Origin of the sequence: Paeniroseomonas aquatica (genome assembly GCF_030409335.1) — a bacterium.
Taxonomy (GTDB): Bacteria; Pseudomonadota; Alphaproteobacteria; order Acetobacterales; family Acetobacteraceae; genus Belnapia; species Belnapia aquatica.
This window is the reverse complement of record NZ_JAUFPN010000197.1, coordinates 145,333-170,548: the sequence shown is the minus strand read 5'-3', so window position 1 is coordinate 170,548 and position 25,216 is coordinate 145,333. Positions and strand designations below refer to the sequence as shown.

The window sequence follows — 25,216 nt, the reverse complement described above, 5'->3', positions numbered from 1 at the left end:
GGGACCGGTATTCCCGCCCCGACCTGTCCGCTCACTTCAGCACGAAGTCCTTCATCACCTCCGGCTTGAACGCCAGCCCATGCCCCGGCGTCTCCGGCGCGGTGATCATGCCGTTGCTGATCTTCGGGTGCCTCACCCAGAGGTCGTCCAGCAGCCCCATCTGCTCCGCCCAGATCCCGTTCGGGATGCTGGCCAGGATGTGCACGTTCAGCTCCGGGAAGAGGTGCGGCGCCATGGTCATGCCCCAGGTCTCGGCGACCGTGGCGATCTTCCGCAGCTCGGTCAGCCCGCCGCGCATCGGGTCCGGCTGCAGGATGGGCAGGCGGGGGTTCTCGAAGAAGGGCTTGAGGTCGGCGCGGCCGAAATGCGTCTCGCCGCCGACCACGCGCAGGTCCAGCGCCTCGGCGCAGCGGGCATAGCCGGCGAAGTCGTCGGCCAGCACCGGCTCCTCGAGCCAGTAGACGTCGAACGCCTCGAAGGCGCGGCCGGCGAGGATGGCGGTATCGGCGCTCCAGCCCATGTTCACGTCGATCATGATCTCGACGTCGGGGCCGACCGCATCGCGCATGCGGCGGACGTTGTCGATGTCGGTGCGGACGTCGCCGACATGGGCGACCTGCATCTTGATCGCCCGGTAGCCCTGCTCGACGTAGTATTTCGCCTTGGCGATCATCCCGTCGCCCAGCGCGCCGCGGAAGCAGCCGCTGCCGTAGATCGGGATCTCGCTGCGGTAATGGCCCCAGAGCCGGTGCAGCGGCAGCCCGGCGGATTTGCCGACCGCATCCCAGAGCGCGATGTCGATCGCCGACTGCGCCATCATCGCCACGCCGCCGCGGCCGCCCGTCAGCGTGGTGCGCCAGAGGTCGCGCCAGATCGCCTCCACGTCGGTCGCCTGCCGGCCGATGATGCGCGGCGCCATCGCCTCGGCGATGCAGGCGCCGATGGTGCGCTGCAGGGGCAGGCTCAGCAGGTGCAGGTAGCCCATGCCGGTGATGCCGGAGGCGGTGACCACCTCGACCACCACCAGGTCCCGCGTGGCGCCCAGCGCATGGCCGAACAGCCAGGGGTCGTCCTGCCACGGGAGTTGCAGCAGGGTCGTGCGGACGTCCTTGATCGTCAGGTCATTCATTGGCCGTTGCTCCCTGGATAGGTCGCCACAGCCTGCGCGTGAGCAGCATGGCCAGCAACCCCTCCGCCCCGCTGATGACGCAGGCCCATTGCGCCCCGAGCGCATCGGCCAGCAGCCCGATATGGACGAAGCCGATCGGCCCCAGCCCGATGCAGACCGAGAGCAGCCCGAGCACCCGGCTCCGCACCTCCGCCGGCGCCAACAGGTAGACCAGCGTCGCTTGCATGATGCTGAACCCGGCCTGGCCAAAGCCGGTGAAGAACAGCGCTCCCCCCGCCAGCAGCGGATGCGGCGCCAGGGCGAAGGCGACCTGGGTGGCGAAATAGATGCTCACCCCGCCGAGGTAGCAGCGGGCGTAATTGGTGGGCTTCGCCCAGGCCGCCATGGCCAGCGCCCCGGCGAAGGCGCCGACGCCATCCATGCTGGCCAGCAGGCCGATCCCCTGCGGCGCCAGCAGCAGGTGGTCCTGGCCGACCACCGGGATCAGGCTGGTGAAGGGCCAGCCGAAGATGTTGAAGATGACGGTGACGGCGAGCGTCCCGACCAGCCGCGGGTCCCGCCGCACCACCGCGACCCCTTCGGCGATGCGGGCGAGGACGCCCTCGCCGCCCGCCGGCTGCACGCCGCTGCGGTAGCGCAGCCGCCAGGCGGCGACCATGCCGAGGCCATAGAGCAGCACCGAGACGACGAAGGCGCCCTCGATCCCGACCGTGGCGAAGATCAGCCCCGACAGCGTCGGCCCCAGCATCCGGCTGGCGTTGTTGCTGCCGACGTCGGCGGACATGGCCGCGCCCATCCGCGCCGGGCCGACCACCTGGCCGATCATCATACGTCGCACCGGGTTGTCGGCCGCCCAGCCGAGCCCGTTGATGAAGCTGGCCACCGCCAGGTGCCAAACCGCCAGCATCCCGCCCCAGGCGAGGCCGGCCAGCACGAGCGAGGTCAGCAGGCTGGCGAGAACGATGCCGAGCAGCGCCGTCCGTGCCTCCACCCGGTCCGCCACGGCCCCCAGCAGGGCGCCGAAGAGCCCCATCGGCAGGATGCGCAGCATGCCCATCATTGTGACGAGGAAGGCCGATCCCGTCGCCTGGTAGACGAAGAGGCTGACCGCCAGCAATTCCAGCCAGCGCACCAGGAAAACGACCAGGCCGACGCACCAGAGGCGGCGGAAGTCGGGCACGTCGATCAGGCGCGGCGATGCCGCCGCGGATGCGGTCACTCCGGTCGTTTCCCCCAGGTCTTGCCCGCAGGATGGCGCCAAACCGCGGCCGCGGCCATAGTCGCCCGACCAAGAAGAGGGAGAAACGAGCCATGCGGCCATTCGAGGGCATCCGCATCATCGATATCACCCATGTGCTGGCCGGCCCCTTCGCCGCCTACCAGCTGGCCCTGCTCGGCGCCGACGTGATCAAGGTCGAGCATCCCGACGACCCGGACCAGAGCCGCGACAGCGGCCCCGACCTCGCCGGCAACCTGGCCAACATGGGCAGCTACTTCGTCACCCAGGGCGCCAACAAGCGCTCCGTCACCCTCGACCTCAAGACCGAGGCCGGGCGGGAGGTACTCCGCAGGCTGGTGTCGACCGCCGACATCCTGGTCGAGAATTTCCGCCCCGGCGCCTTCGACACCCTCGGCCTGGGCTATGACGTTCTCTCGGCGCTCAACCCGAAGCTGATCTACTGCTCGATCTCGGCCTTCGGCCATGGCGGCCCGCGCGGCAGCCAGACCGCCTATGACCACGTTATCCAGGCGACCTCGGGCATCATGGCGGCGACCGGCACGCCGGAGGTGCACCCGATCAAATTCGGCGCCCCGGCGATCGACTATGCGACCGGCACCATGGGGGCCTTCGCGCTGTCGGCCGCGCTGTTCCAGCGGGAGAGGACCGGCCGCGGGCAACGCATCGACCTCGCCATGCTCGACGTGGCGCTGATGATGCAGGCGAGCCACGTCGCCGCCTTCCTCCGCACCGGCAAGGGCGCCAAGCCCTCCGGCAACAAGCATGTCCATGCCACCAACAGCGCCTACCAGACCAGGGACGGCATGGTGATGCTGGGCGCCAGCAACCTGCGCCAGCAGAAGCGGCTATGGGAGGCGCTTGGCCGCCCGGAGCTGACCAAGGCCGACAACCCCGCCCGCACCGCCGACCGCGACCGGGAGGAAGCGGTGCTGGCCGACATCATGCTGACCCGCACCGCGGATGAATGGGAGACCTACCTGCAGTCGAAGCACGTCCCCGCCGCCCGGGTCCGCCGGATGGAGGAGACGCTGGCCGACCCCCACCTCGCCAGCCGCGGCGTGGTGCACATGTTCCCGGATGGCGCACCCGGCCTGCCCGGCCCCTTCGGCGTGCCGGTCGCCGCCTTCAAGCTGGCGCATGGCGGCCCGCGGGTGGACAGCCCGCCGCCGGTGATGGGCGCCGACACCCAGGGCGTGCTGCAGGAGCTCGGCTACGGCCCGGGCGAGATCGCGGCGCTGCAGGCGCAGAGGGTCGTCTGAGGCGCCTCCCCGGCCCGGCGCCGCCGGGCCGGGCCAGGCCCGGCCGGCTGCCTATTCCGCCGGCACCGGCTTCCGCCGCGGCTGCTCCAGTGCCGGGTCGTGCCCCATCGCCAGCACCAGGAACCCGGCCGCCATGGGCAGCGCGGCCAGCACCAGCAGCGCCAGCGGAAAGCTGCCGGTCGCCTCCCGCACCCAGCCGACGGCATAGGGGCCGACGAAGCCCGAGAGGTTGCCGATCGAGTTGATCAGCGCGATGCCCCCCGCGGCGGCGGTGCCCGACAGCAGCGCGGTCGGCAGGGTCCAGAAGGGCGGCAGCGCGCCGAAGATGCCGAGCGCGGCGAAGCAGAGCAGCGCCATGGTCACCACCGGGCTGACGCCCAGCGCCCCGGCCCCGAGTCCGATGGCGGCGACGAAGGCCGCACCGGCGGTATGCCAGACCCGTTCCCCCTTACGGTCCGAGTGCCGGCCCCAGAGGACCATCGCCACGGCGCCGAACAGGTAGGGCAGCGCGGTGACGAAGCCGGTCGCCACGTTCGAGAGGCCGAAGCCCTTGACGATCTGCGGCAGCCAGAAGGACAGGCCATAGTTCGAGGCGACGATCCCGAAGTAGACGAAGCCCAGGCCGATCACCCGCGGATTGCGCAGCGCCTGGCCGAGGGTGAAATGCACCACGGATTCCTTGGTGCGCCGCTCCTCCTCCAGAGTCCTGGCCAGCCACTGGCGCTGGTCAGGCCGCAGCCATTCGGCCTCGCTCGGGCGGTCGGTCAGGAAGGTCAGCACCACGACAGACAGCAGCAGGGCCGGCAGCGCCTCGATAATGAACAGCCACTGCCAGCCGGCCAGCCCGGCCAGGCCGTCGAGCCCCAGCAGCATCCCGGAGACCGGGGCGCCGATGACGGTCGAGACCGGGATCGCCACCATGAAGGATCCGACGATCCGCGCCCGGTAGGCGGCCGGGAACCAGTAGGTGAGATAGAGGATGATGCCGGGGAAGAAGCCGGCCTCGGCGATGCCCAGCAGCGCCCGCACCGAATAGAGGCTCCAGGGGCCGACCACGAAGGCCATGCAGCCCGAGAGCAGGCCCCAGGTGAACATGATCCGGGCGATCCAGCGCCGGGCGCCGACCTTCTCCAGGATGACGTTGCTCGGCACCTCGAACAGGAAGTAGGCCAGGAAGAAGACGCCAGCGCCCCAGGCATAGACGGTGGGCGACAGGCCCAGGTCGCGGTTCATCTCGAGGGCGGCGAAGCCGACGTTCACCCGGTCGAGATAGGCGATGAAGTAGCAGAGAATGAGAAAAGGGATCAGGCGGCGCGACACGCGCGCCATGGTTTCCTTCTCGATGGCCGAAGCCGTGGTGGCAGACATTCCTGGTTCCCTCCGGTGGTCGCGCGGCAACGCACGAGGCCGGGGAATGTTCGCCGCCGGCTACTCGCCCCGGATGCCGGCCTGCGCCGCCGTCGCCCGGGTCCGTGCCCGCTCCTCGCGCAGCCAGGCGGCGAGCCCGGCCGGGGACCGCACCGCCGCCTCGGAGAGCTGCGCCCCGACCTCGGCCTGGCGCGCCTGGTAGGAGGGATCGGCCAGCGCCGCATTCGCCGCGGCCGCCAGGGTCCGGATCGCCGCCTCCGGCGTGCCGCCCGTCGTCATCAGCGCCGCCCAGCTACCGCCGTCGAGCCCGGGAAAGCCCTGCTCGATGAGGGTGGCGACATCCGGCACCAGCGGCGAGCGGGTCAGGCCGGTGGTCGCCAGGATGCGCACCAGCCCGCCGCGCCAGACCGGCGTGGTGGTCGAGACTTCCCCCATCACCACCTGCACGTTGCCGGCAATGAGGTCCGGGATGGACTGGCTGCTGCCGCGGTAGGGGACATGGGTCAGCCGGATCCCGGCCGCGGCCATGAATTGCTCGATCAGGAAATGGGTGGCGCTGCCCTGGCCGGAGGAGCCGATGGTGATCTCCCCCGGCTTCGCCTTCGCCGCCGCCACCAGCTCCGCCAGGCTGCGGATCGGGCTGTCCGCCTTCACCGCCAGGGTCAGCGGGCTGCGGCTGACCAGGGCGATGGGCGCCAGTTCGGTGTCCACGTCGTAGGGCATGCGGGGCTGGATGACCGGGTTCACCGTCAGCGGCCCATTCGAGCCGAGCAGCAGGCTATGGCCATCCGGCCGCGCCTTGGCCACCGCCTCGGCCCCGAGGGTGCCGCCGCCGCCGGCGCGGTTCTCCACCACGACCGGCTGGCCCAGCGTCTCGCCCATGCGGCTGGCGATCAGCCGGCCCTGGATATCCGAGCTGGTCCCGGCGGCGAAGGGCACCACCAGCCGCAGCGGCCGGTCGGGGAAGGCCGGCTGCGCCCGGGCGGCCAGCGGCAGGGCGGCCCCGGCCAGCAGCAGATCTCGACGCCGCATACGGCCATCCTCCCCGGTCTGGTCGCGGCATCCTGCGACGCGGCCGCCGCCCGGTCCAGCCGGCCCCGGGCCCGAGCATCGTCAACGCCTTCTTCAGGACTTGGCGCCTAGGTTGGTGGTTGCGGTCGGGGCCGCGCCCACACGCCAGCGAGTACCGATTGAGGCATGTCCGGACCGACCGATGAGGTGAAGAGCTGGATGACCATGTTCCGCTGGATCGTGAAGGTCATCCGCGACGAATACGGCATCGACGAAGCCCGGCTGACCCGCCATGCCGCGCTCGAAACCGAGATCGGCCTCGGGCCGGAACAGGTCGAGGATGTCCTCGGCATCATCGGCCAGAGCTTCGGCATCCGCTTCCCGCCGGACACCCTGGACGAGGTGCTGAGGCTCGAGGAGCTCTGCATGCTCGCCAGCTGGCTGAAGGGCCTCTACAGGCGCCCCGAATTCATCTCGGACCGCTTCGCGGCGGCCTGCGACGCCGCCAATCCGGGGCCGGGCTAGGGCGTCGGGCGGATCCCCATGGCGATGGTGCGCTCGTCCATCCGCGGCTCGTGCCGGAGGCCGCGCCGATGCGCCCAGGTGTTCACGTACTGCACCAGCTGGATCATGGGCATCTGCTCGGCATAGAGCGCCACCGCCTCCCGCCACACCGCCTCCCGCGCCGCATCGTCCATGGTCGCCGCGCCCCGGGCCAGCAGCGCGTCGAAGCGCGGGTCCGAATGCCGCGTCATGTTGGAAGCCCCGGTGAGCTTCTGCCGGTCGTAGGTCGAGACGATGGCCAGCAGGTAGTTCGACCCCTCCCCGCTCGAGCTGCCCCAGGCGCCGAGCTGCATCGCATGCTCCTGGCGGGAGCGCTTCGGCACGAAGGCGGCGAAGGGCATGGCATCCACCTGGGTCCGCACGCCGATCCGGGTCCACATCTGCGCCACGGCCTGGGACAGCCGGCTGTCGTTTGGCCAGCGGTCGTTCGGCGTCGCCAGGGTCAGGCGGAAGCCCTCGGGGAAGCCGGCCTCGGCGAGCAGCGTCCGGGCGGCCTCAGGATCGAAGGGCGCCGGGCGCACCTCCGGGTTGTAGCCGAAGGCGCCGCGCGGCAGCCACTGGCCGGTGGCCTTGGCCGCGCCCTCCATCACCCGCTCGACCAGCGCCTCGCGGTTGATGGCCAAGGACAGCGCGCGGCGCACCCGGACGTCGAGGAAGGGGTTCTTCGGCAGCGGCACGCCCGCATTGTCGGTGACCAGCGGCGATGCGCCGGGGCGGGAGTAGTCCGGGGAGAGGAACACCGTCCGCACGCTCGGGATATCCGTCACCACCAGCTTCGGGTCGCGCCGCAGCCGCGCCAGGTCGCTGGTCGGGATCTGCTCGATCAGGTCGACGTCGCCGGCCAGCAGGGCCGCGGTGCGGGCGCCGTCGTTCAGCAGGAAGCGGACATTGACCCGCGCCCAGGGCTCCTTCTCGCCCCAGTAGGCCTCGTTGCGCACCAGCTCGACCCGGTCGCCCGACCGCCAAGCACCGAGCCGGTAGGGGCCGGTGCCGATGCCGGCGCGGCCGCCGTTGTACTCCTCGGTCGCCGCGCCCTCGGCGGCATGCCGGGCGATGATGCTGACCGAGGCGAGGTCGAGCGGCAGCAGGGGATGCGGCTGATGGGTATGGATGCGCAGGGTATGGCTATCCACCACCTCGGTCCGGGCGATGGCGCGCAGGAAGCCGCCGAAGCCGCCGGGGCTGTTCGGCACGTCGGGCGCGCGGCCGAAGGTGAAGACGACATCATCCGCGGTGAAGGGCTTGCCGTCGTGCCAGGTGACGCCCCGGCGCAGGCGGAATTCCCAGAGCGTGTCGCTGAGCGCGCGGTAGCTCTCGGCCAGCGAGGCATAGGGGCGCGCCGCCCCGTCCCGGTCGACCAGCCGGTCGAAGACCTGCATCCCCAGCGCGTTGTTGGGGCCGAGGTTGTGGTAGTGCGGGTCGATGGTGGTGACCACGGCGGCATTGCCGATGGTCAGGGTCTGGGCACCCGCGACCGGCGCCCAGAGGGCACAGGTCGCCAGCAGGATGGATCGCAGCATGGAACGCTCCCGGGCTTTTGCCCGGGAGCCTACATCAGATCATCCCGCATGCCAGCAGCATGGGCGCCAGCGGCCTCAGCTCTGGCGTTCGACCATCATCTGCTTGATCTTGCCGATCGCCGCCGCCGGGTTGAGGCCCTTCGGGCAGGTGCGCGAGCAATTCATGATGGTGTGGCAGCGGTACAGCCGGAACGGATCCTCGAGGTTGTCGAGCCGTTCGCCGGTCGCCTCGTCGCGGCTGTCGGCGATCCAGCGATAGGCCTGCAGCAGCACCGCCGGGCCAAGGTAGCGGTCGCCGTTCCACCAGTAGGACGGGCAGGCGGTGGAGCAGCAGAAGCACAGGATGCATTCCCACAGCCCGTCGAGCTGCACCCGCTCCTCCTTCGACTGCCGGCGCTCGGCATCCGGCGGCGGCGGGGTCTCGGACTTCAGCCAGGGCTCGACGCTGCGGAGCTGGGCATAGAGCTGCGACAGGTCGGGCACGAGGTCCTTCACCACCGGCAGGTGCGGCAGCGGGTGGATCTTCACCGAGCCGACCGAATCCTCGATCGGCTTGAGGCAGGCCAGCGTGTTCAGCCCGTCGATGTTCATCGAGCAGGAGCCGCAGATCCCCTCGCGGCAGGAGCGCCGGAAGGTCAGGGTGGTGTCGACCTCGTTCTTGATCTTGATGAGCGCGTCGAGGACCATCGGGCCGCACTTGTCGAGATCGATCTCATAGGTATCGGTGCGCGGGTTCTCGCCGCTGTCCGGATCCCAGCGATAGATCTTGAAGGACTTCAGGTTGGTCGCGCCCGCCTCGGCCTTGTAGGTCTTGCCCGGCTGGATGGTGGAATTCTTCGGCAGCGTGAAGGTGGCCATCTCGGCTTCCCCAAGCGGGCCCGGTCGGGCCCGCGCTAAAACAACAGGCGGTTCGGACGGAAGCGGCGACTAGTAGACCCGCGCCTTGGGCGGGAAGACCTGGACCTCGTTCGTCAGGGTCCGCATCTTCACGTCGCGGTAGTCGAGCTTCACGTCACCATTGTCGCCGACCCAGGCCAGCGTGTGCTTCATCCAGTTGACGTCGTCGCGCTCGGGATGATCCTCGTGGCTGTGCGCGCCGCGGCTCTCGTGCCGGGCATCGGCGCCGACGATGGTCGTCACCGCATTGCCGATGAGGTTGTCGAGCTCGAGCGCCTCGACCAGGTCGCTGTTCCAGATCAGGCTGCGGTCGGCGATGCGGATGTCGCCGTAGCCGGCCTGGATGGCCTTCATCTTGTCCACGCCCTCGCGCAGCAGGTCCGAGGTGCGGAACACCGCGGCATGGGTCTGCATGGTGCGCTGCATGTTGGCGCGGAGGTCGGCGACCGGGGTGCCGCCCTTGGCGTTGCGGACGCGGTCGAAGCGGTCGAGCGACTTCTCCCCGGCGCCGGCCGGCAGCGCCGGCTGCGAGGCGCCCGGCTTCAGCTTCTCCGCCGCGCGATGCGCCGCGGCACGGCCGAACACCACCAGGTCGAGCAGCGAGTTGGTGCCGAGCCGGTTGGCGCCATGGACCGAGACGCTGGCCGCCTCGCCCACCGCCATGAGACCCTGGACCACGCGGTCCTGGTCCCCGGGGATCGGGTTCAGCACCTCGGTGTGGATGTTCGTCGGGATGCCGCCCATGTTGTAATGGACGGTCGGCAGCATCGGGATCGGCTCCTTGGTCACGTCCACGCCGGCGAAGATCTTCGCCGTCTCGGAAATGCCCGGCAGGCGCTCATGCAGCAGGTCGGCGCCGAGGTGCTCGAGGTGCAGGTGGATGTGGTCCTTCTGCGGCCCGACGCCGCGGCCTTCGCGGATCTCCATCGACATGGCGCGGGAGACGACGTCGCGCGAGGCGAGGTCCTTCGCGGTCGGGGCATAGCGCTCCATGAAGCGCTCGCCCTCGGAGTTGGTGAGGTAGCCGCCCTCGCCGCGGGCGCCCTCGGTCACCAGGCAGCCCGAGCCGTAGATGCCGGTCGGATGGAACTGCACGAATTCCTGGTCCTGCAGCGGCAGCCCGGCCCGCAGCGCCATGGCGTTGCCGTCGCCGGTGCAGGTATGGGCCGAGGTGCAGGAGAAGTAGGCGCGGCCGTAGCCGCCGGTCGCCAGTACCACCTGCTGGGCGCGGAAGCGGTGGATGCTGCCATCCTCCATGCACCAGGCGGTGACGCCGCGGCAGACGCCTTCCTCATCCATGATGAGGTCGAGGGCGATGTACTCGACGAAGAATTCGCAATTGTGCTTCAGCGACTGCTGATAGAGCGTGTGCAGGATGGCATGGCCGGTGCGGTCGGCCGCGGCGCAGGCGCGCATCGCCGGGGTCTTGCCGTAGTTCTGCATGTGGCCGCCGAAGGGCCGCTGGTAGATGCGGCCATCCTCGGTGCGGCTGAAGGGCACGCCGTAATGCTCAAGCTCGATGATCGCCGGGATCGCCTCGCGGCACATGTATTCGATGGCGTCCTGGTCGCCCAGCCAGTCCGACCCCTTGACGGTGTCGTACATGTGCCAGCGCCAGTCGTCCTCGCCCATGTTGCCGAGCGCGGCGCCGACGCCGCCCTGGGCCGCCACGGTGTGGCTGCGGGTCGGGAAGACCTTGGTGATGCAGGCGGTCTTGAGGCCGGAAGCCCCCATCCCGAAGGTGGCGCGCAGCCCGGCGCCGCCGGCACCGACCACCACCACGTCATAGGTGTGGTCGACGATCCGGTAGGCACCGCGGCTTGGCATGGTGATGGCGTTCATCGCATCGATCCGTTCATATCCAGGGCGCCCGTCAGACCGCGATCTTCAGGACCGCGAGCGCCGAGGCGAGCGCCAGCATCATACAGATGGCCTTGATCGCCAGAATGCCACCCACTTTGACCCATTCCACGTTGGCATAATCTTCCATCACCACCTGCAGGCCGGAGGCGGTGTGGTGGAAGGTCAGCCCGATGGTGGCCAGCAGCAGCACGGCATTCCAGGGCCGGCCGATCCAGGCCACGGTATCGATATAGGAAGCCCCTGCCAGGGATGCCGCGGCCAGGGCGAACCAGATGGTCAGCGGCAGCAAGGCGATCGAGGTGACCCGCTGCAGCCACCAGTGATGGGTGCCGCCCTTGGCGGAGCCCAGGCCCCGGACCCGGCCGAGCGGGGAGCGGAGGACGGTTTCAGCAGTATGTTCGTTGGTAGCCACGGTCGTGCTCCTCAGGCCCAGGCGATGACGGCGATGACCCAGGTCAGCACCGTCAGCACAGCGGTGCCGATCAGCACCATGCGACCGGAGCGGTAGGTGGTCGGGATGTCGTAGCCGTAGCCCGCATCCCAGGCCAGGTGGCGCACCCCGTTCAGGGTATGGAACCAGGCCGCCGCGGTCATGCCGAACAGGCCCAGCAGCCCCAGCCAGGACGACATGAACCACTGGACCCGGGCGAAGGCCTCGGGGCCGCCGGCGGCGGCCACCAGCCACCAGACCAGCAGCACCACGCCGAACGACCAGGCGATGCCGGTGATCCGATGGCTGATCGAAAGCGCGCTGGTCATCTGCAGCATGTCGTAGACCTGCAGATGCGGTGACAGGGGCCGCTTCACCGCCGAGCCGTCCGACCGGCGGCCGGCCATGGTCGCCTCGCGATTGTCCTTCATGATGGACATAGGGTGATCCACTCCGGGGGTGCAGGGCGCCGCTTCGGCTGCGGCGCGCCTCGTCTTCCGGGTATTTATTGTGCCCTGCGGCAAAGCGTCAATTGCACGGGACCGTGGAAGGAAGACTGGCCTAGCAGGCTATAGGAATGTTATCCTTTTCCCATGGCCGATTCCCCGTCTTCCCAGCCGCCCCGCCGGCCGCTGTCCCAGCGCCTGCAACCCGTGCTGGACGTGCTCTACAAGCTGCTGGTCGCCAGCGCGGCGGCGATCGCGGTCTGGAAGGGCCTGCGGTGAGCCGAGGCCCACCCTTCCACCGGCCTAGCCCGAGAGCTTCAGCCCCGCGACTCCGGCCAGGATGAGCGCCAGGCAGAGGATGCGCGCGGCGCTCGCCGGGTCGCCCTCCACCGCCATGCCCCAGATGGCGGTGCCGGCGGCGCCGATGCCGACCCAGACGGCATAGACCGTGCCCATCGGCAGCAATTGCAGCGCCCGGGACATGCAGTAGAAGCTGACCGCCATGGCCGAGACGGTTGCCAGGCTCGGCCAGAGCCGACTGAACCCTTCGGTGTACTTCAGCAGCACCGCCCAGACGACCTCCAGGCTGCCGGCGATCGCCAGCCACACCCATGCCATATCATTCGTACCCCGGCTTGACAGGCACCCCCGGCCGGCGCGCCCTGATGCGACAGCAAACGCAGCGCGGGGCCGATGACCACTGCCATTTTCTTCGCCCTGCTCTGCAACCTGCTCTATGCCATCGGCTATGCCCTGGCGAAGCTGCTCACGGCCGAGCTCGACCCGCTGGAGATCACCTTCCTCCGCAGCGCCCTGGTGCTGGCCACGGCCGCCGGGCTGTCGCTCGGCCGGCCCGCCCCGGCCGCCGCCTGGGCCCATGCCGCCGCCCCACCGCGGGCCTGGGACCAGCGGCTGGCGGCGCTGGCGCTGATCGCCTCCACCACCATCAGCGTCTTCGGCTATGCGCTGCTGCCGGTGACGGAAGCCTCGGCGCTGGGCTTCTCTGGCCCCATCATCCTCACCGCCTGCGGCGCCCTGCTGCTGCGGGAGGCGGTGCCGCCGCGGCGCTGGCTGGCCGTCGGCCTCGGCTTCGCCGGCATGCTGGTGATGCTGCGGCCGGGCGGCAGCCTGTTCGGCTGGCCCGCCCTGGTGCCGATCGCCGCGGCGCTGTCCTATGCGCTCTACCAGGTGCTGGTCCGCCGGCTGCGCGGCGTGGCGGATGCCAAGGACGCCATGGTCCAGGGCGCCATCGCCGGCGTGGTGCTGCTGGCCCTGCCCGCGCTGGTGGTCTGGCGCTGGCCCGCCTGGCCGGTGCTGGCGCTGGTGCTGGTCTTCACCGCGGTGCAGACGGCGGCCCTGGCGGCGCTTTCGGCCGCGGTGCAGCGGGCGGAGGTCTCGGCCATCGCCCCCTGGCACTACTCCCGGCTGGTCTTCGCCCTGGCGATGGATGCCATGCTGTTCGGCCGGCTGCCGCCGCCGGAAGCGCTGGCCGGCGCCCTGCTCATCGCCCTCGGCGGGCTGCTGCTGCTGCGGCGCTCCGCGCCCGGCTGAGGCGGCCGGCGGTCGCTTCTCCGCGTCAGGCGACCTTCTCGGGCTCGGGCGCGCCGAACTGGGTTCGGACCAGCCGGGCATAGAGGCCATCCTCGGCCATCAGCGCCGCATGGCTGCCCTGCTCCACCGCGCGGCCCGCCTGCATCACCACGATCCGGTCGGCCTCCCTGACGGTTGCCAGCCGGTGGGCGATGACCAGGGTGGTCCGCCCCTGCCGCAGCCGGGCCAGCGCGGCCTGGACCAGCGCCTCGTTCTCCGCATCCAGGGCGCTGGTCGCCTCATCCAGCAGCAATACGCGGGGGTCCCGCAGCAGCGCCCGGGCCAGCGCCACCCGCTGCTTCTGCCCGCCCGAGAGCCGCCCGCCGGCCGGGCCCAGCGGCGTCGCGTAGCCCTGCGGCAGCGCCGCGATGAAGTCGTGCGCGGCCGCCGCCCGTGCCGCATCCTCGACCTGCGCCTGGGTCGCCCCCGGCCGGCCGCAGGCGATATTGGCGAAGACCGTGTCGTCGAACATCACCGCATCCTGGCCGACATAGGCGATGGCATCGCGCAGGCTCGCCAGGGTCACCCCGCGCAGGTCGGCGCCATCCATCCGTACCGCGCCCGCGGTCGCGTCGTGCAGCCGCGGCACCAGCGCCAGCGCCGTCGACTTGCCGGCGCCGGAAGGCCCGACCAGCGCCACCGTCTCGCCCGGCTCGGCGACGAAGCTGAGCCCTTCCAGCGCCGCCTCCGCCGTGCCCTCGTAATGGAAGCCGACTTCGGCGAATTCGACGCGGCCCCGCCCGGCCGGCAGCGGCTGCGCCCCCGGCGCATCCAGCACCCGCCGCGGCGTATCCATCACTGCAAACACCCGGGACAGCCCGGCCAGCCCCTCCTGCAGGGCCGCATTCAACGAACCCAGCGCCCGGACCGGGCGGGAGGCGATCAGCAGCGCCGCGACGAAGCCGGTGAACTCGCCGACCGTCCCCTGCCCCTGCGCCACCCGCCAGCCGACGAAGGCCAGCACGCCGGCGACGGCGATGCCGCCCAGCGCCTCCAGCATCGGGTCCAGGCTGGCCCGCGTCCGGGCGATGCCGAAGAGCGCCTCCCGCAGCTGCGCGAAGGTCCGCCCGGCCCGGGCCTCCTCCTGCGCCTCGAGCCGGTAAGCGCGGACGACACGGGCGGCGCCGAAGCTCTCGGTCAGCTCGGCCGCGGTCTGGCCCATCCGTTCCTGCATGCCGCCCGAGGCGCGGCGGATGCGCTTGCCCAGCTTGAGGATCGGCACGATGGCGATCGGGTAGAGCACGGCTGCGATCAGCGACATCTGCCAGTCGAGCCAGACCATCGAGGCGATCAGCCCGACCACCGTCAGCACGTCGGCCGCGCCGTTGATGGACTTGGTCAGCGCCTCCCGGATGGCGGAGGCATCCACCGTGAAGCGGCTGGCATGCCGGGCCGGGGCATCGCGGGTGACGCTGGCGAGGTCGGCCCGGGTCAGCGCCCGGAACAGGTCGCCCTGGATGCCCTCGATGACCCGCAGCACCACCGCCTGCACCGCGACGGCCTGGCCGTATTGCGCCAGCGCCTTGAGGCAGGTGACCACGATGATCACCGGCGGGATCAGCCAGGCGATCGAGGTGTCCCCGGCGGAGAAGCGGTCGAAGCCCTGCTGGATGACGATGGGATAGAGCGCCGTCAGCCCCGCCAGCGCCAGGGTGCAGACCACGGCGAGCGCGATGCCGCGGCGGTGCCGGGCCAGGTAGTCGCGCGCCAGGCGGGCGATGAGGAGGCGGGAGGAGGCAGGGTCGAGGGCCATGCCGCCGGTTTAGCCGGATGGTTCGGCGGCGGCCAATTCGCGGAGCTTGGCGAGGCAGGCCTCGCGCGGGGCGGTGCCTCCACCGGCTTGCCACCAGGCCTCGAGCGCCTTGAGCAGCCGGCCCACCTGCGGTCCGGGACCGATGCCGATGGCCAGCGCGTCGCGCCCCATCACCGGCAGCCGCGGGAAAGGGGTCTGCTCGATCCAGCGCCGCAAGGCGGAGCGATCCTGCTGGTCCCGCGCCTCGGCCAGCCATGCCTCGAGCAGGGCCATTCGCTGGCTTGTCCGGGTCGCATACCATTGCCGGCGCATCGGCTCGGTCCGGTCGGGGATGAAGGGACGCGATGCCAGCTCCGTATGGAGGTGGACCAGATCGTCCCTTTCCTCACCCGACAGGCGCAGGCGCCGGGCGATGTCGCCCGCCAGATCCGCCGTCGCCGGCGGCAGCAGGACGGTCAGCCAAAGAACGGGCTCGTGCGGCGCCGCGGCGCGCACCAGGCAGCCCAGGTCCTGCAGCTGCGGCGGCTGGGCCTCGGGCAGCACCGCGCCCAGCACCCCGGTCTCGGCCATCAGCGCCACCGCCTCCCGCGGGTCCGGTGCCGCCAGCAGCCGCTTCAGCTCCATCCAGACCCGTTCGACCGAGAGCCGCGCCAGCCCGGGCACCGCCGCGCGGATCGCCGCCACCGCCTCCTGGTCCGGCGCGCCCCGGCCGTAGCGGGCCTGGAAGCGGAAGAAACGCAGCGCCCTAAGATAATCTTCCTGCAATCTTATGCAAGGCTCGCCGACGAATCGCACCCTGCCGGCCGCCAGATCCGCCCGGCCGCCGAAATAGTCCCAGAGCGCGCCGCCGGCCGAGAGCGACATGGCGTTGATGGTGAAGTCCCGCCGGGCCGCATCCTCGCGCCAGTCCTCGGTCCAGGCGACCTCGGCATGGCGCCCGTCGGTGACCACGTCGCGCCGCAGGCTGGTGACCTCGACCGGCTCGTGGTCCAGCACGGCGGTGACGGTGCCATGCGCCAGCCCGGTCTCGAAGACCTTCAGCCCTGCGGCCCGCAGCCGGGCCGAGATCTCCTCCGGCGGCAGCGGCGCGGCCACGTCGACGTCGTGCAGCGCCAGCCCGGCCAGCGCATCCCGCACCGCGCCGCCCACCGCCCGGGACCCGGGGAGGGCGGCCAGCACCGCCGCCGGCGCGCCCTGGCGCAGCGCCACGGGCAGCGCGATCCGCGCCACCGGCGGATCTCCCGCCGGGCCGCAGGCCGCATCGCCGGTCACCGCGGCGGCGCCCCGCGCCCGGGCACCACCCGCCCATCCACCCCGAGCCGGGCCGGCACATAGGTCTCATCGGCCTCGATGCGGACCGAACGGGCATAGAAGACCGCCCCCGCCATGCCCAGGCCGACGCCGGCCAGCAGCAGCCAGACCACGGCCCCGGGCACCTCGCGGCCCGGATTCAGCTTCCGCCACAGCCCGAAGCCGGCGAAGGGCGTCAGGAACAACAGAAACTCGATGAGATAGGGCAAGGCACCTCCGGCATCCGACGCAACGATTCAGCCCCGCAGCACCCGGGCCAGGTTCACCAGGATCGCCGCGGTGGCCCCCCAGATGTAGTGCCGGTCATGCGGCCATACCCAGAATTCCCGCCGCTGGCCCTTCCATTCGCCATGCCGGCGTTCCGGCGCCGCCGGATCGAGGATGAGCGAGAGCGGCACCTCGAAGGGCTCCTCGACCTCGCCGGCGTCGGGGGTCAGCAGCAACGGCGCCGGCACCAGCCCGACCACCGGGATGATGCGGAAACCGGTGCCGGTCGCATGTTCGGGCAGCCGCCCGAGCAGCTCCGGCAGCCGCGGGTCGAGACCGACCTCCTCGGCCGCCTCCCGCACCGCGGCCGCCTCCGGCGTCTCCCCGGCCTCGATCCGGCCACCGGGGAAGCTCACCTGGCCGCCATGCGCGGAGAGCCTGGCCGAGCGGAGGGTCAGCAGCACGGTCGGCTGCGGATGCAGCACGATGGGCACCAGCACCGCGGCGGCGATCATGCGCTCGGGGCGCAGTGCCCAGGCGCCGTCGGCCTCGCTCGGGCCGGCCAGCGCCAGGGCGGCCGGGTCGCGCAGCCGGCCGGCGATCTCGGCCGGAGTCACTCGGCGGCGGTATCCAGCGCCCGGGTCTCGTCGATCGGGAAGAAGACCCCCTCGGACCAGACCCCGAGCATCTCCCGCCCGTCGACCATCTCGGTCTCGCCCAGCGCGACCAGTTCGTAGAAGACGGCGCGGTTGATCTTGGCCTCGAGCCCCGGCCGGATGGTGATGTAGGGCCGCGGCTCCCGCGTCTTCGGGCAGAGGTGGATGCGGATAGGATGCTCCGCGTTGGCGGTCACGATCTCATCCAGGTTGGTGCGGAAACTCAGGCACTGGCTGGCCCGCCCGTCGCCGCAGTCGCAGTGCTTCCAGCACATCTCGACGGCGACGAAGGGCGCGTCCTCCACCTCGATCCGGCCACGCTCGACCGGCGTCTCCAGCCAGTAGCTGCCGTCCGGCTCGCGCCGCAGCACGCTGGCGAAAAGGCAGACCAACTCCTTACGGTTGATCGGACTGCCCTGATAATACCAGGTTCCGTTGCGGTCGATCCGCATCCGGAAGTCCTGCGGCTCGGGCCTCGGCCGGGCCTTCCCGCGCCCGGCCGGACCGCGTCCGCCGGGGCCATGCCCTTCCGGGCCTTGCACGACGGCCTGGCCGATCACCCCGTCCTGCATGCCACCCTCCCTATGGCCCGGCCACTCGCGGCCATGACCCTCAGTCCATTCACTGCCCAAGGTCATTCACTGCTTTGTCCATGCCCTGCGACGCCATAGGCTGACCCGAACTCCTGCCCCGTGAACCGGTCCGGGGACGCCTTCGGACGCCGGGCGAATGCCATCTCGTCTTCGGTGCGCGGAAAGCCATATAGGGATCATGCCTGGGATGATTGAAGTGGCGGACGCAGCATTGGGCGATAATGACCCTGCAACCATGGTGGCGGAGGTCGAACGGCTGGGCGAAAGGCTGGGCCAGGTCCGCCGATCTGTCGGCCGTGTCATCTTCGGCCAGGAAGCCGTGGTCGAGCACACGCTCATCACCCTGCTGTCCGGTGGCCATGCCCTGCTGGTCGGCGTCCCCGGCCTCGGCAAGACCAAGCTGGTCGAGACCCTGGGCGCGGTGCTGGGCCTCGATGCCAAGCGGGTGCAATTCACCCCGGACCTGATGCCGGCCGACATCATCGGCTCCGAGGTGCTGGACGAGGTGCCCGGCGAGGATGGCCGCGGCCAGCGCGCCTTCCGCTTCCTGCCCGGCCCGGTCTTCTGCCAGCTGCTCATGGCCGACGAGATCAACCGCGCCAGCCCGCGCACCCAGTCCGCCCTGCTGCAGGCGATGCAGGAGCACCGCGTCGCGGTCGCCGGCCAGGTCCATCCGCTGCCGGGCCCCTTCCACGTGCTGGCGACGCAGAACCCGATCGAGCAGGAGGGCACCTATCCCCTGCCCGAGGCCCAGCTCGACCGCTTCCTGCTGGAGGTCGAGGTCGGCTACCCGGACGAGGCGGCCGAGCGCGCCATGCTGCTGGCCACCACCGGCGCCCGCGAGGCCCGCCCCGCCCAGGTGCTGAACGGGGCCGAGCTGATGGCGGCGCAGGCGCTGATCCGCCGCATCCCGGTGGGCGAGAGCGTGCTCGACGCCATCCTCACCCTGGTCCGCGGCGCCCGGCCGGAGACCTCGCCGGTCGAGGCCATCCGCCGCCAGCTCGCCTGGGGCCCCGGCCCGCGCGCCGCCCAGGCGCTGATGCTGGCGACCCGCGCCCGGGCGGTACTAGACGGCCGCCTCGCCCCCTCGGTCGAGGACGTGCTGGCCCTGGCCGAGCCGGTGCTGCGCCACCGCATGGCGCTGACCTTCTCCGCCCGCGCCGACGGCATCCAGCTCGCCGAGGTGATCGCCACGCTGAAGGGCCGGATCGGCTGACCGCGGCCGGGACCCTCCGCGCCGAGGCACTCGGCGCCCGGCTGCCGCCGCTGGTCGTCGCCGCCGACCGGGTGGCGGCGACGGTCCTCCAGGGGGTCCATGGCCGCCGCCGGTCCGGACAGGGCGATGCCTTCTGGCAGTTCCGGCCCTTCCTGCCGGGCGACAGCGCCACCCGGATCGACTGGCGGCAGAGCGCCAAGTCGGACCGCCTCTTCATCCGCGAGACCGAATGGGAGGCGGCGCAGACGGTCGCGCTCTGGTCCGATGCCTCCCGGTCGATGGAATGGACCTCCGCCCCCGGGCGCCCGTCGAAGCGGGACCGGGCCGACCTGCTGCTGGCGGCGCTTGCCTCCCTGGTGCTGCGCGGCGGCGAGCGGGTGCGGCTGATCGGCGGTCCCGGCCGCAGCCATGCCGGCCGCGCCGGCCTGACCTCGCTGGTCGAGACGGTCACGGCGGTCAGCAAGTCGCGCTCCCTGCCGCCCAGCGATCCCAGCCTGCCGCGGCACGCGCGGGCGGTGCTGATCGGCGATTTCCTCGCCCCGCTCGAGGAGATCCACCAAGCGGTCGCCGCCCTGGCCGCCCGTCCGGTGCGGGGCCATATCCTGCAGGTGCTGGACCCGGAGGAGGAAACCCTCGGCGAGAGCAACCGTAGTTACAGCGGCCGCGTCCTGTTCGAATGGGCCAGCGAGGCTGGCGTGCTGGTCCCCCGGGTGGAGACGGTGCGCGGCGCCTATGCCGAGCGGCTGCGCCAGCACCGCGCCGGGGTCGCCGCCATCGCTGCCGCGGCGGGCTGGGGCTTCCTGACGCACCGGACCGACCAACCGGCGGCACAGGCCTTGCTGGCGCTGTGGCAGGCCCTCGCACCGGAGTGATAGGCACCAGATGGTGGATGTGATGCCGAGCGCCGCCCCGTGAGGCCCGCATGCTGAGTCTGGGTCCCGTCGCCTTTGCCGCCCCCTGGTTGCTGCTCGCGCTGCCGGCCCTGCCGGTGCTGTGGTGGCTGCTGCGGGTCACCCCGCCGGCGCCGCGCCGCATCGCCTTCCCCGCGCTCCGCCTGCTGCGCCACCTCCCGGTCGCCGAGGAGACCCCGGCGCGGACCCCCTGGTGGCTGCTGCTGCTGCGCATCCTGGCCGCCGCCCTGCTCATCCTCGGCCTGGCGCAGCCGGTGCTCGGCCCTGGCGCCGGCGCCGGCGGCGAGGGGCCGCTGCTGCTGGTGATCGACGACGGCTGGGCCGCGGCGCCCGACTGGCCCGCCCGGATGGCCGCCGCTGGCGGTGCGCTGGACCGGGCCGGGCGGGAGGGCCGCCGCGCCGCCCTGCTCGCCACCGCTCCCGGCGAAACCGCCGAGCCGCCCCGGGTCCTCGGCCCGATGCCCGCCGAGGACCTGCGCACGCGCCTCGCCGCGCTGCGGCCGAAGCCCTGGGCTCCCGATCATGCCGCGGCGCTGGCCGCGCTGCAGGCCTGGCGCGCGGCCAACCCCGGCGGCATCGCCAGCCTGCTGGTCGGCGACGGGGTCGAGCATGGCGCCGAGGCCGCCGGCCCGCTGCAGCGCGCCCTGGCCGAAGCCGGCCCGCTGACCCTGGCCCGGGCCGAGACGCAGCCGCTGCGCCTGCTGCCGCCGCCGGTGGCGGAGGCCGACCGGCTCCGCCTCAAGCTGCAGCAATTGCCGCTGCCGGTCGCCACCGAGGCCGCGGTCCTCGCCCGCACCGGCGACGGCCGCGCCCTGGCCCGCGCCGCCATCGCCATGCCGGCCGGCGCCACCGAGGGCGAGGCGGCGCTGGAGCTGCCGCTCGAGATCCGCAACCAGGTGGTCCGGCTGGAGCTGGAGAACGAGGCCGGCGCCGGCGGCGTGGTGCTGCTGGACGAGCGCTTCCGCCGCCGCCCCGTCGGCCTGCTGCCGGGGGTCGAGGACAGCGCCGACGCGCCGCTGATCGGCGATCTGTTCTACCTCGACCGCGCCCTCGGCCCCTTCACCGAGCTGCGCCGCGGCCCGCTCGACCGCCTGCTCGCCCGCCCGCTGGCGGTGCTGGCGCTGGCCGACCGTCCGGTCGCCGACCGCGCCGAGCGCGACCAGCTCACCCGCTGGGTCGAGGCCGGCGGCACGCTGCTCCGCTTCGCCGGCCCCCGGGTCGCCGAGCACGCCGACAGCCTGCTGCCGGTGCCGTTGCGGGCCGAGCGCCAGCTCGGCGGCTCGCTCTCCTGGGAGCAGCCGCAGCATCTGGCGCCCTTCCCGGAAACCTCGCCCTTCGCCGGCCTGCCCATCCCGGCCGAGGTCACGGTCGAGCGCCAGGTGCTGGCCGAACCCTCGCCGCGGCTGAGCGAGCGGACCTGGGCCCGGCTCACCGACGGCACGCCGCTGGTCACCGCCGAGGCCCGCGGCGCCGGGCGCATCGTGCTGTTCCACGTCACCGCCAATGCGGAATGGTCGAACCTGCCGCTCTCGGGGCTGTTCGTGCAGATGCTGCGGCGGATCGTCGCCCTCTCGGCCGGCATCGCCGGGGCGGAGGGCGAGGCGCCGCTCGCCCCGCTCGAGACGCTGGACGGCTTCGGCCGGCTCGGCCCGGCCGCCCCGGCGGCGGCGGCGGTGCCGGCGGCGCAGATCGAGGCCACCCTGCCCTCCCCGCGCCACCCGCCGGGCTGGTACGGCACGCCGGGCCAGGATGCGGCGTCGCTGGCCTATCGCCGCGCCCTCAACCTCGGCGGCAGCCTCCCGGCCCTGCGGGCCGCCCCGCCGCCGCCGCCCGGCACCGCCCTGCTCGCCATCGGCGGCGTACCGGCGGAACGGGACCTCGGCCCCTGGCTGCTGGCCGCGGCGCTGCTGCTGCTCGCGGCCGACCTGCTGATCGGGCTGCGGCTGCGCGGGCTGCTGCGGCCGGGGCTCGCCGCCCTGCTGCTGCTGGCGCTGGCCCAGCCGGCCGTCGCCCAGGGCCGGGCCGAGATGGCCGACCCGGCGCTGGCGACCCGGCTCGCCTATGTCGCAACCGGCGATGCCCCGCTCGACGAGACCCAGCGCATGGGCCTGCTCGGCCTGTCGGATTTCATCAACCGCCGCTCGGCGGCGGCGCTGGCCGACCCGGCCGCGGTGGTGCCGGGCAGCGACGACCTCTCGCTCTTCCCGCTGCTCTACTGGGTGGTGACCGCCGAGGCGCCGCAGCCGGACGGCCAGACCGTGGCCGCGCTGAACGCCTTCATGCGCAACGGCGGCATCATCCTCTTCGACACCCGCGACGAGGGCTCGGGGGAAGGCTTCGCCCCGGGCGCCCGGGCCGCGCTCCGCCGGGTGACCCGCGACCTCGCCATCCCGCCGCTGGCCCCGATCGGCGAGGATCATGTGCTGAAGCGGTCCTTCTACCTGCTGCCGGAGCTGCCCGGCCGCTTCGCCGGCGGCCAGGTCTGGGTGGCCCGCGACCAGGACCGAGCCAATGACAGCGTCTCCCCGGTCATCCTCGGCGGGCATGATTGGGCCAGCGCCTGGGCCATCGATGCCCGCGGCCAGAACCCCTTCGCCGCCATCCCCGGCGGCACCCGGCAACGGACGCTCGCCTATCGCTTCGGGATGAACCTCGTGATGTACGCGCTGACCGGCAACTACAAGGGCGACCAGGTCCATGTGCCCGCCATCCTGGAGAGGCTGGGCAATTGATGACCCAAGCCCTGGCGGGGATCGACTTCGCCCCGGTCCTGCCGCTCTGGCTGATCGCCGCGCTCGGCGTGGTGGCGGTGCTGGCGCTGGTGCCGGCCTTCCTCCGCCGCGCCCGCGGCGCCGCGCTGCGCGCCCTGGTCTTCGGCCTGCTGCTGCTGGCGCTCGGCAATCCCCGGCTGGTCGAGGAAACCCGCGAGACCCGGCCCGACATCGCCCTGCTGGTGGTGGACCGCAGCGACAGCGCCCGCATCGGCCGCCGCGCCGCGCAGCTCGAGGCCGCCCGTGCCGCGGTCGAGGCCCGCGCCGCCCGCCTCTCCGACCTCGAGCTGCGCACCATCGAGGTGCCCGAGGGCGGCAACCAGGGCACCCGGCTCTTCGCCGCGGCGGAGCGCGCGCTGGCCGAGATCCCCCGCGCCCGGCTGGCCGGCGTCATCGCCCTGACCGACGGGCAGGTGCACGACGTCCCCGCCCAATCCCCCGTCGCCGCGCCCTTCCACGCCCTGCTGCCGGGCCGCCCCGGCGAGGTGGACCGGCGGCTGCGGGTGGTCGAGGCGCCCGGCTTCGGCATCGTCGGCAAGTCGGTCGAGCTGCGGGTCGCGGTCGAGGACCTCGGTGCCGCCGGCAGCGGCGCCGCCCGCCTGTCGATCCGGCGCGACGGCGCCGCGCCACGGATCGAGAGCGTGCCGCTCGGCCGCGAGCACCGCATCGCCATCCCGATCGAGCGCGGCGGCCCGACCGTGGTCGAGCTTGCCGCCGAGGCCCGGCCCGGCGAGGTCTCGGAGCTGAACAACCGCGCCGTGGTCACCATCACCGGCGTCCGAGACCGGCTGCGCGTGCTGCTCGTGAGCGGCGAGCCGCATGCCGGCGAGCGCACCTGGCGGCGGCTGCTGAAGGCCGACCCGGGCGTCGACCTGGTGCATTTCACCATCCTCCGCCCGCCGGAGAAGGACGACCTCACCCCGCTGAACGAGCTGGCGCTGATCGCCTTCCCGGTGCGCGAGCTGTTCCAGGTGAAGCTGCGGGAATTCGACCTGGTGGTCTTCGACCGCTTCGCCAATCGCGGCATCCTGCCGCCCGCCTACCTCCGCAACATCGCCGACTACGTCCGCGGCGGCGGTGCCCTGCTGCTCTCGGTCGGCCCCGAGTTCGCCGGCCCGACCAGCCTCGCCGCCACCCCGCTCGGCGCCGTGCTGCCGGCCCGCCCTGCCGCCGGCGCCGGCCAGCCCGCCGCCGCCGAGGGCGCCTTCCGCCCCCATGTCACCGCCCTCGGCGCCCGCCACCCGGTCACCGAAGGGCTGACCGGGGCCAATCCGGACGAGGCGGCCGAGGCCCGCTGGGGCCGCTGGTACCGCAGCATGCGGGCCGATGCGCGGGCCGGCGCGACGGTGATGGAGGCCGCCGGCGGCGCCCCGCTGCTGGTGCTGGACCGGGTCGGCGAGGGCCGCGTCGCGCTGCTGCTCTCGGACCATATCTGGCTCTGGTCGCGCGGCCACGACGGCGGCGGGCCGCAGGCGGAACTTCTCCGTCGTGCCGCGCATTGGCTGATGCGCGAACCCGAGCTGGAGGAGGAAGACCTGACCGCCCGCATCGATGCCGGCCAGATGACGGTGCAACGGCGCAGCGTGGAGCCGGGCCCGCCGCCCGAGATCAGCATCACCGCGCCCGACGGCGGCAGCCGCCGCCAGGCGCTGGAGTCCGGGGCCGGCGGCCATGCCACGGCGCGGCTGCCGGCCGACCAGCCCGGCGTTTGGCAGGTCTCGGACGGCCGCCGCACCGCCTTCGCCGCCGCCGCCGCCGCCAATCCGCCGGAAGTGGCCGACCTCCGTGCGGATCCGGCCCGCCTCGCCCCCATCCTGGCCGCCACCGGCGGCGCCGCGCGCTGGCTGGGCGAGGCGGCCGAGCCGGCCGTCCCGGAGCTGCGCCGCGTCGCCCCCGGGCGCGATACCCAGGGCGGCGACGGGCGGACCGGCTGGATCGGGCTGCGCCGCAACGGCGACCATACCGTGACCGGCATCGCCGCCATGCCGCTGCTGCCGCCCTGGCTGGCCCTGCCGCTGGTGCTCGGGCTCGCGGTCCTCGGCTGGCGGCGGGAGGGACGCTGATGCGCCGGCTCGCCGCAGTTCTGACGCTCACCGGGCTGCTGTCCGCCGGCTGCGCCACCGGACCGGGGATCGAGGCGCGCCTCGCGCCGCTGGTCGGCGGCACCGAGGCGGCGCTGGTCGAGGCCCTGGGCGTGCCGACCCGGACCCACGAGGCCGGCGGCCTGCGCTTCCTGCAATACGAGGAACGCCGGCAGGTGCTGCACCAGGTCGACCCCTACCCCTACTACGGCCGCCCCTACCGGCGCTTCGCCTCGCTGCCGCTGGCCGGGCCGGTGCTGCTGACCCGGAGCTGCGACATCACCTTCACCCTGCGGGATGCCCGGGTCGAGGGCTTCACCCTGCGGGGCGACGACTGCCGCTGACCGCGGCCGGGCCGCCGCGCAGCACGCTGGCGGCCCGGCCCGTCACGGGCTAGCTT

The 25,216-nt window shown here is 72.6% G+C and carries 24 protein-coding genes; 9 read left to right on the top strand and 15 right to left on the bottom strand.

The features are described 5' to 3' along the window. Nucleotides 1-31: 31 nt before the first annotated feature. A complete protein-coding gene (locus QWZ14_RS25970; RefSeq protein ID WP_290319908.1) occupies nt 32-1,129 on the bottom strand; it encodes a mandelate racemase/muconate lactonizing enzyme family protein in 1,098 nt (365 codons plus the stop codon). Next, on the bottom strand, nt 1,122-2,348 hold the full coding sequence (locus QWZ14_RS25965; protein WP_290319907.1) for an MFS transporter: 1,227 nt from the start codon (nt 2,346-2,348) through the stop codon (nt 1,122-1,124). The genes QWZ14_RS25970 and QWZ14_RS25965 overlap by 8 nt, the downstream gene beginning before the upstream one ends. Nucleotides 2,349-2,440: 92 nt before the next feature. On the opposite strand from QWZ14_RS25965, the gene QWZ14_RS25960 reads away from it, so the two are divergent. Continuing rightward, a complete protein-coding gene (locus QWZ14_RS25960; RefSeq protein WP_290319906.1) occupies nt 2,441-3,628 on the top strand; it encodes a CaiB/BaiF CoA transferase family protein in 1,188 nt (395 codons plus the stop codon). Between the two features lie 51 nt (nt 3,629-3,679). Here the strand turns inward: QWZ14_RS25960 and QWZ14_RS25955 are convergent, their stop codons facing one another. Further along, complete coding sequence (locus QWZ14_RS25955) at nt 3,680-4,996, bottom strand: MFS transporter (protein WP_290319905.1); 1,317 nt, start codon at nt 4,994-4,996, stop codon at nt 3,680-3,682. Nucleotides 4,997-5,056: 60 nt separating this feature from the next. Next, the gene (locus QWZ14_RS25950) at nt 5,057-6,028 is read right to left on the bottom strand and encodes a Bug family tripartite tricarboxylate transporter substrate binding protein (protein ID WP_290319904.1); all 972 of its coding nucleotides are present in this window, start codon (nt 6,026-6,028) and stop codon (nt 5,057-5,059) included. 165 nt (nt 6,029-6,193) lie between these two features. Between QWZ14_RS25950 and QWZ14_RS25945 the strand changes: the two genes are divergently transcribed. Beyond that, nucleotides 6,194-6,532, top strand: a complete 339-nt coding sequence (locus tag QWZ14_RS25945; RefSeq protein ID WP_290319903.1) for an acyl carrier protein — start codon at nt 6,194-6,196, stop codon at nt 6,530-6,532. Here QWZ14_RS25945 and QWZ14_RS25940 read toward each other — a convergent pair. The 5 genes from QWZ14_RS25940 to sdhC form a co-directional block, all read right to left on the bottom strand. Beyond that, nucleotides 6,529-8,091 (bottom strand): ABC transporter substrate-binding protein, encoded by a 1,563-nt coding sequence (locus tag QWZ14_RS25940; RefSeq protein ID WP_290319901.1) that lies wholly within the window; start codon nt 8,089-8,091, stop codon nt 6,529-6,531. The two genes, QWZ14_RS25945 and QWZ14_RS25940, sit on opposite strands and share 4 nt — an antisense overlap. Nucleotides 8,092-8,166: 75 nt before the next feature. Further along, the gene (locus QWZ14_RS25935) at nt 8,167-8,949 is read right to left on the bottom strand and encodes a succinate dehydrogenase iron-sulfur subunit (protein WP_290319900.1); all 783 of its coding nucleotides are present in this window, start codon (nt 8,947-8,949) and stop codon (nt 8,167-8,169) included. A 69-nt stretch (nt 8,950-9,018) separates the two neighbouring features. Further along, nucleotides 9,019-10,830 carry a succinate dehydrogenase flavoprotein subunit gene (gene sdhA / locus QWZ14_RS25930; RefSeq protein ID WP_290319899.1) on the bottom strand — a complete coding sequence of 604 codons (1,812 nt, stop codon included), beginning with the start codon at nt 10,828-10,830 and terminating at the stop codon, nt 9,019-9,021. 31 nt (nt 10,831-10,861) lie between these two features. After that, nucleotides 10,862-11,263 carry a succinate dehydrogenase, hydrophobic membrane anchor protein gene (sdhD, locus tag QWZ14_RS25925; protein WP_290319898.1) on the bottom strand — a complete coding sequence of 134 codons (402 nt, stop codon included), beginning with the start codon at nt 11,261-11,263 and terminating at the stop codon, nt 10,862-10,864. Between the two features lie 11 nt (nt 11,264-11,274). Next, entirely contained in the window at nt 11,275-11,721 is a 447-nt protein-coding gene (sdhC, locus tag QWZ14_RS25920; protein ID WP_290319897.1) for a succinate dehydrogenase, cytochrome b556 subunit, read from the bottom strand. Between the two features lie 153 nt (nt 11,722-11,874). Here sdhC and QWZ14_RS25915 point away from each other — a divergent pair, with 153 nt between their 5' ends. Next, complete coding sequence (locus QWZ14_RS25915) at nt 11,875-12,006, top strand: hypothetical protein (protein ID WP_290319896.1); 132 nt, start codon at nt 11,875-11,877, stop codon at nt 12,004-12,006. A 24-nt stretch (nt 12,007-12,030) separates the two neighbouring features. Here QWZ14_RS25915 and QWZ14_RS25910 read toward each other — a convergent pair whose 3' ends face one another. Further along, a complete protein-coding gene (locus QWZ14_RS25910) occupies nt 12,031-12,345 on the bottom strand; it encodes a DMT family transporter (protein WP_290319895.1) in 315 nt (104 codons plus the stop codon). Nucleotides 12,346-12,420: 75 nt separating this feature from the next. On the opposite strand from QWZ14_RS25910, the gene QWZ14_RS25905 reads away from it, so the two are divergent. Next, nucleotides 12,421-13,278 carry a DMT family transporter gene (locus QWZ14_RS25905; RefSeq protein WP_290319894.1) on the top strand — a complete coding sequence of 286 codons (858 nt, stop codon included), beginning with the start codon at nt 12,421-12,423 and terminating at the stop codon, nt 13,276-13,278. A gap of 25 nt (nt 13,279-13,303) precedes the next feature. Here QWZ14_RS25905 and QWZ14_RS25900 read toward each other — a convergent pair whose 3' ends face one another. From QWZ14_RS25900 to QWZ14_RS25880, 5 genes are read right to left on the bottom strand one after another with little or no spacing between them, the layout of a single operon-like run. Further along, on the bottom strand, nt 13,304-15,070 hold the full coding sequence (locus tag QWZ14_RS25900) for an ABC transporter ATP-binding protein (RefSeq protein WP_290319893.1): 1,767 nt from the start codon (nt 15,068-15,070) through the stop codon (nt 13,304-13,306). A gap of 9 nt (nt 15,071-15,079) precedes the next feature. Continuing rightward, on the bottom strand, nt 15,080-16,300 hold the full coding sequence (locus QWZ14_RS25895) for a CCA tRNA nucleotidyltransferase (RefSeq protein WP_353959345.1): 1,221 nt from the start codon (nt 16,298-16,300) through the stop codon (nt 15,080-15,082). Between the two features lie 38 nt (nt 16,301-16,338). After that, a complete protein-coding gene (locus QWZ14_RS25890; RefSeq protein WP_290319892.1) occupies nt 16,339-16,590 on the bottom strand; it encodes a hypothetical protein in 252 nt (83 codons plus the stop codon). A 27-nt stretch (nt 16,591-16,617) separates the two neighbouring features. After that, the gene (locus QWZ14_RS25885) at nt 16,618-17,205 is read right to left on the bottom strand and encodes a CoA pyrophosphatase (RefSeq protein ID WP_290319891.1); all 588 of its coding nucleotides are present in this window, start codon (nt 17,203-17,205) and stop codon (nt 16,618-16,620) included. Next, nucleotides 17,202-17,816, bottom strand: a complete 615-nt coding sequence (locus QWZ14_RS25880) for a DUF1285 domain-containing protein (protein WP_353959344.1) — start codon at nt 17,814-17,816, stop codon at nt 17,202-17,204. Before QWZ14_RS25880 ends, QWZ14_RS25885 begins: the two co-directional genes overlap by 4 nt. Before the next feature lie 208 nt (nt 17,817-18,024). Here QWZ14_RS25880 and QWZ14_RS25875 point away from each other — a divergent pair, with 208 nt between their 5' ends. From QWZ14_RS25875 to QWZ14_RS25855, 5 genes are all read left to right on the top strand, one after another. Beyond that, on the top strand, nt 18,025-19,053 hold the full coding sequence (locus tag QWZ14_RS25875; RefSeq protein ID WP_290319890.1) for an AAA family ATPase: 1,029 nt from the start codon (nt 18,025-18,027) through the stop codon (nt 19,051-19,053). Between the two features lie 71 nt (nt 19,054-19,124). Then, a complete protein-coding gene (locus QWZ14_RS25870) occupies nt 19,125-19,925 on the top strand; it encodes a DUF58 domain-containing protein (protein ID WP_353959343.1) in 801 nt (266 codons plus the stop codon). Between the two features lie 50 nt (nt 19,926-19,975). After that, entirely contained in the window at nt 19,976-22,696 is a 2,721-nt protein-coding gene (locus QWZ14_RS25865) for a DUF4159 domain-containing protein (protein ID WP_290319889.1), read from the top strand. Then, nucleotides 22,696-24,798, top strand: coding sequence for a hypothetical protein (locus tag QWZ14_RS25860; RefSeq protein WP_290319888.1), 2,103 nt, complete (start codon nt 22,696-22,698; stop codon nt 24,796-24,798). Before QWZ14_RS25865 ends, QWZ14_RS25860 begins: the two co-directional genes overlap by 1 nt. Further along, nucleotides 24,798-25,160, top strand: coding sequence for a hypothetical protein (locus QWZ14_RS25855; protein WP_290319887.1), 363 nt, complete (start codon nt 24,798-24,800; stop codon nt 25,158-25,160). The genes QWZ14_RS25860 and QWZ14_RS25855 overlap by 1 nt, the downstream gene beginning before the upstream one ends. The last annotated feature ends 56 nt before the right edge of the window (nt 25,161-25,216 follow it).

What these genes read in the sequence shown, in the direction of transcription:
- QWZ14_RS25970 (WP_290319908.1), bottom strand. Translation starts at nt 1,129, where the DNA reads ATGAATGACCTGACGATCAAGGACGTCCGCACGACCCTGCTGCAACTC.
- QWZ14_RS25960 (WP_290319906.1), top strand. Translation starts at nt 2,441, where the DNA reads ATGCGGCCATTCGAGGGCATCCGCATCATCGATATCACCCATGTGCTG.
- QWZ14_RS25955 (WP_290319905.1), bottom strand. Translation starts at nt 4,996, where the DNA reads ATGTCTGCCACCACGGCTTCGGCCATCGAGAAGGAAACCATGGCGCGC.
- QWZ14_RS25950 (WP_290319904.1), bottom strand. Translation starts at nt 6,028, where the DNA reads ATGCGGCGTCGAGATCTGCTGCTGGCCGGGGCCGCCCTGCCGCTGGCC.
- QWZ14_RS25945 (WP_290319903.1), top strand. Translation starts at nt 6,194, where the DNA reads ATGTCCGGACCGACCGATGAGGTGAAGAGCTGGATGACCATGTTCCGC.
- QWZ14_RS25940 (WP_290319901.1), bottom strand. Translation starts at nt 8,091, where the DNA reads ATGCTGCGATCCATCCTGCTGGCGACCTGTGCCCTCTGGGCGCCGGTC.
- QWZ14_RS25935 (WP_290319900.1), bottom strand. Translation starts at nt 8,949, where the DNA reads ATGGCCACCTTCACGCTGCCGAAGAATTCCACCATCCAGCCGGGCAAG.
- sdhA (WP_290319899.1), bottom strand. Translation starts at nt 10,830, where the DNA reads ATGAACGCCATCACCATGCCAAGCCGCGGTGCCTACCGGATCGTCGAC.
- sdhC (WP_290319897.1), bottom strand. Translation starts at nt 11,721, where the DNA reads ATGTCCATCATGAAGGACAATCGCGAGGCGACCATGGCCGGCCGCCGG.
- QWZ14_RS25915 (WP_290319896.1), top strand. Translation starts at nt 11,875, where the DNA reads ATGGCCGATTCCCCGTCTTCCCAGCCGCCCCGCCGGCCGCTGTCCCAG.
- QWZ14_RS25910 (WP_290319895.1), bottom strand. Translation starts at nt 12,345, where the DNA reads ATGGCATGGGTGTGGCTGGCGATCGCCGGCAGCCTGGAGGTCGTCTGG.
- QWZ14_RS25905 (WP_290319894.1), top strand. Translation starts at nt 12,421, where the DNA reads ATGACCACTGCCATTTTCTTCGCCCTGCTCTGCAACCTGCTCTATGCC.
- QWZ14_RS25900 (WP_290319893.1), bottom strand. Translation starts at nt 15,070, where the DNA reads ATGGCCCTCGACCCTGCCTCCTCCCGCCTCCTCATCGCCCGCCTGGCG.
- QWZ14_RS25880 (WP_353959344.1), bottom strand. Translation starts at nt 17,816, where the DNA reads ATGCAGGACGGGGTGATCGGCCAGGCCGTCGTGCAAGGCCCGGAAGGG.
- QWZ14_RS25875 (WP_290319890.1), top strand. Translation starts at nt 18,025, where the DNA reads ATGATTGAAGTGGCGGACGCAGCATTGGGCGATAATGACCCTGCAACC.
- QWZ14_RS25865 (WP_290319889.1), top strand. Translation starts at nt 19,976, where the DNA reads ATGCTGAGTCTGGGTCCCGTCGCCTTTGCCGCCCCCTGGTTGCTGCTC.
- QWZ14_RS25860 (WP_290319888.1), top strand. Translation starts at nt 22,696, where the DNA reads ATGACCCAAGCCCTGGCGGGGATCGACTTCGCCCCGGTCCTGCCGCTC.
- QWZ14_RS25855 (WP_290319887.1), top strand. Translation starts at nt 24,798, where the DNA reads ATGCGCCGGCTCGCCGCAGTTCTGACGCTCACCGGGCTGCTGTCCGCC.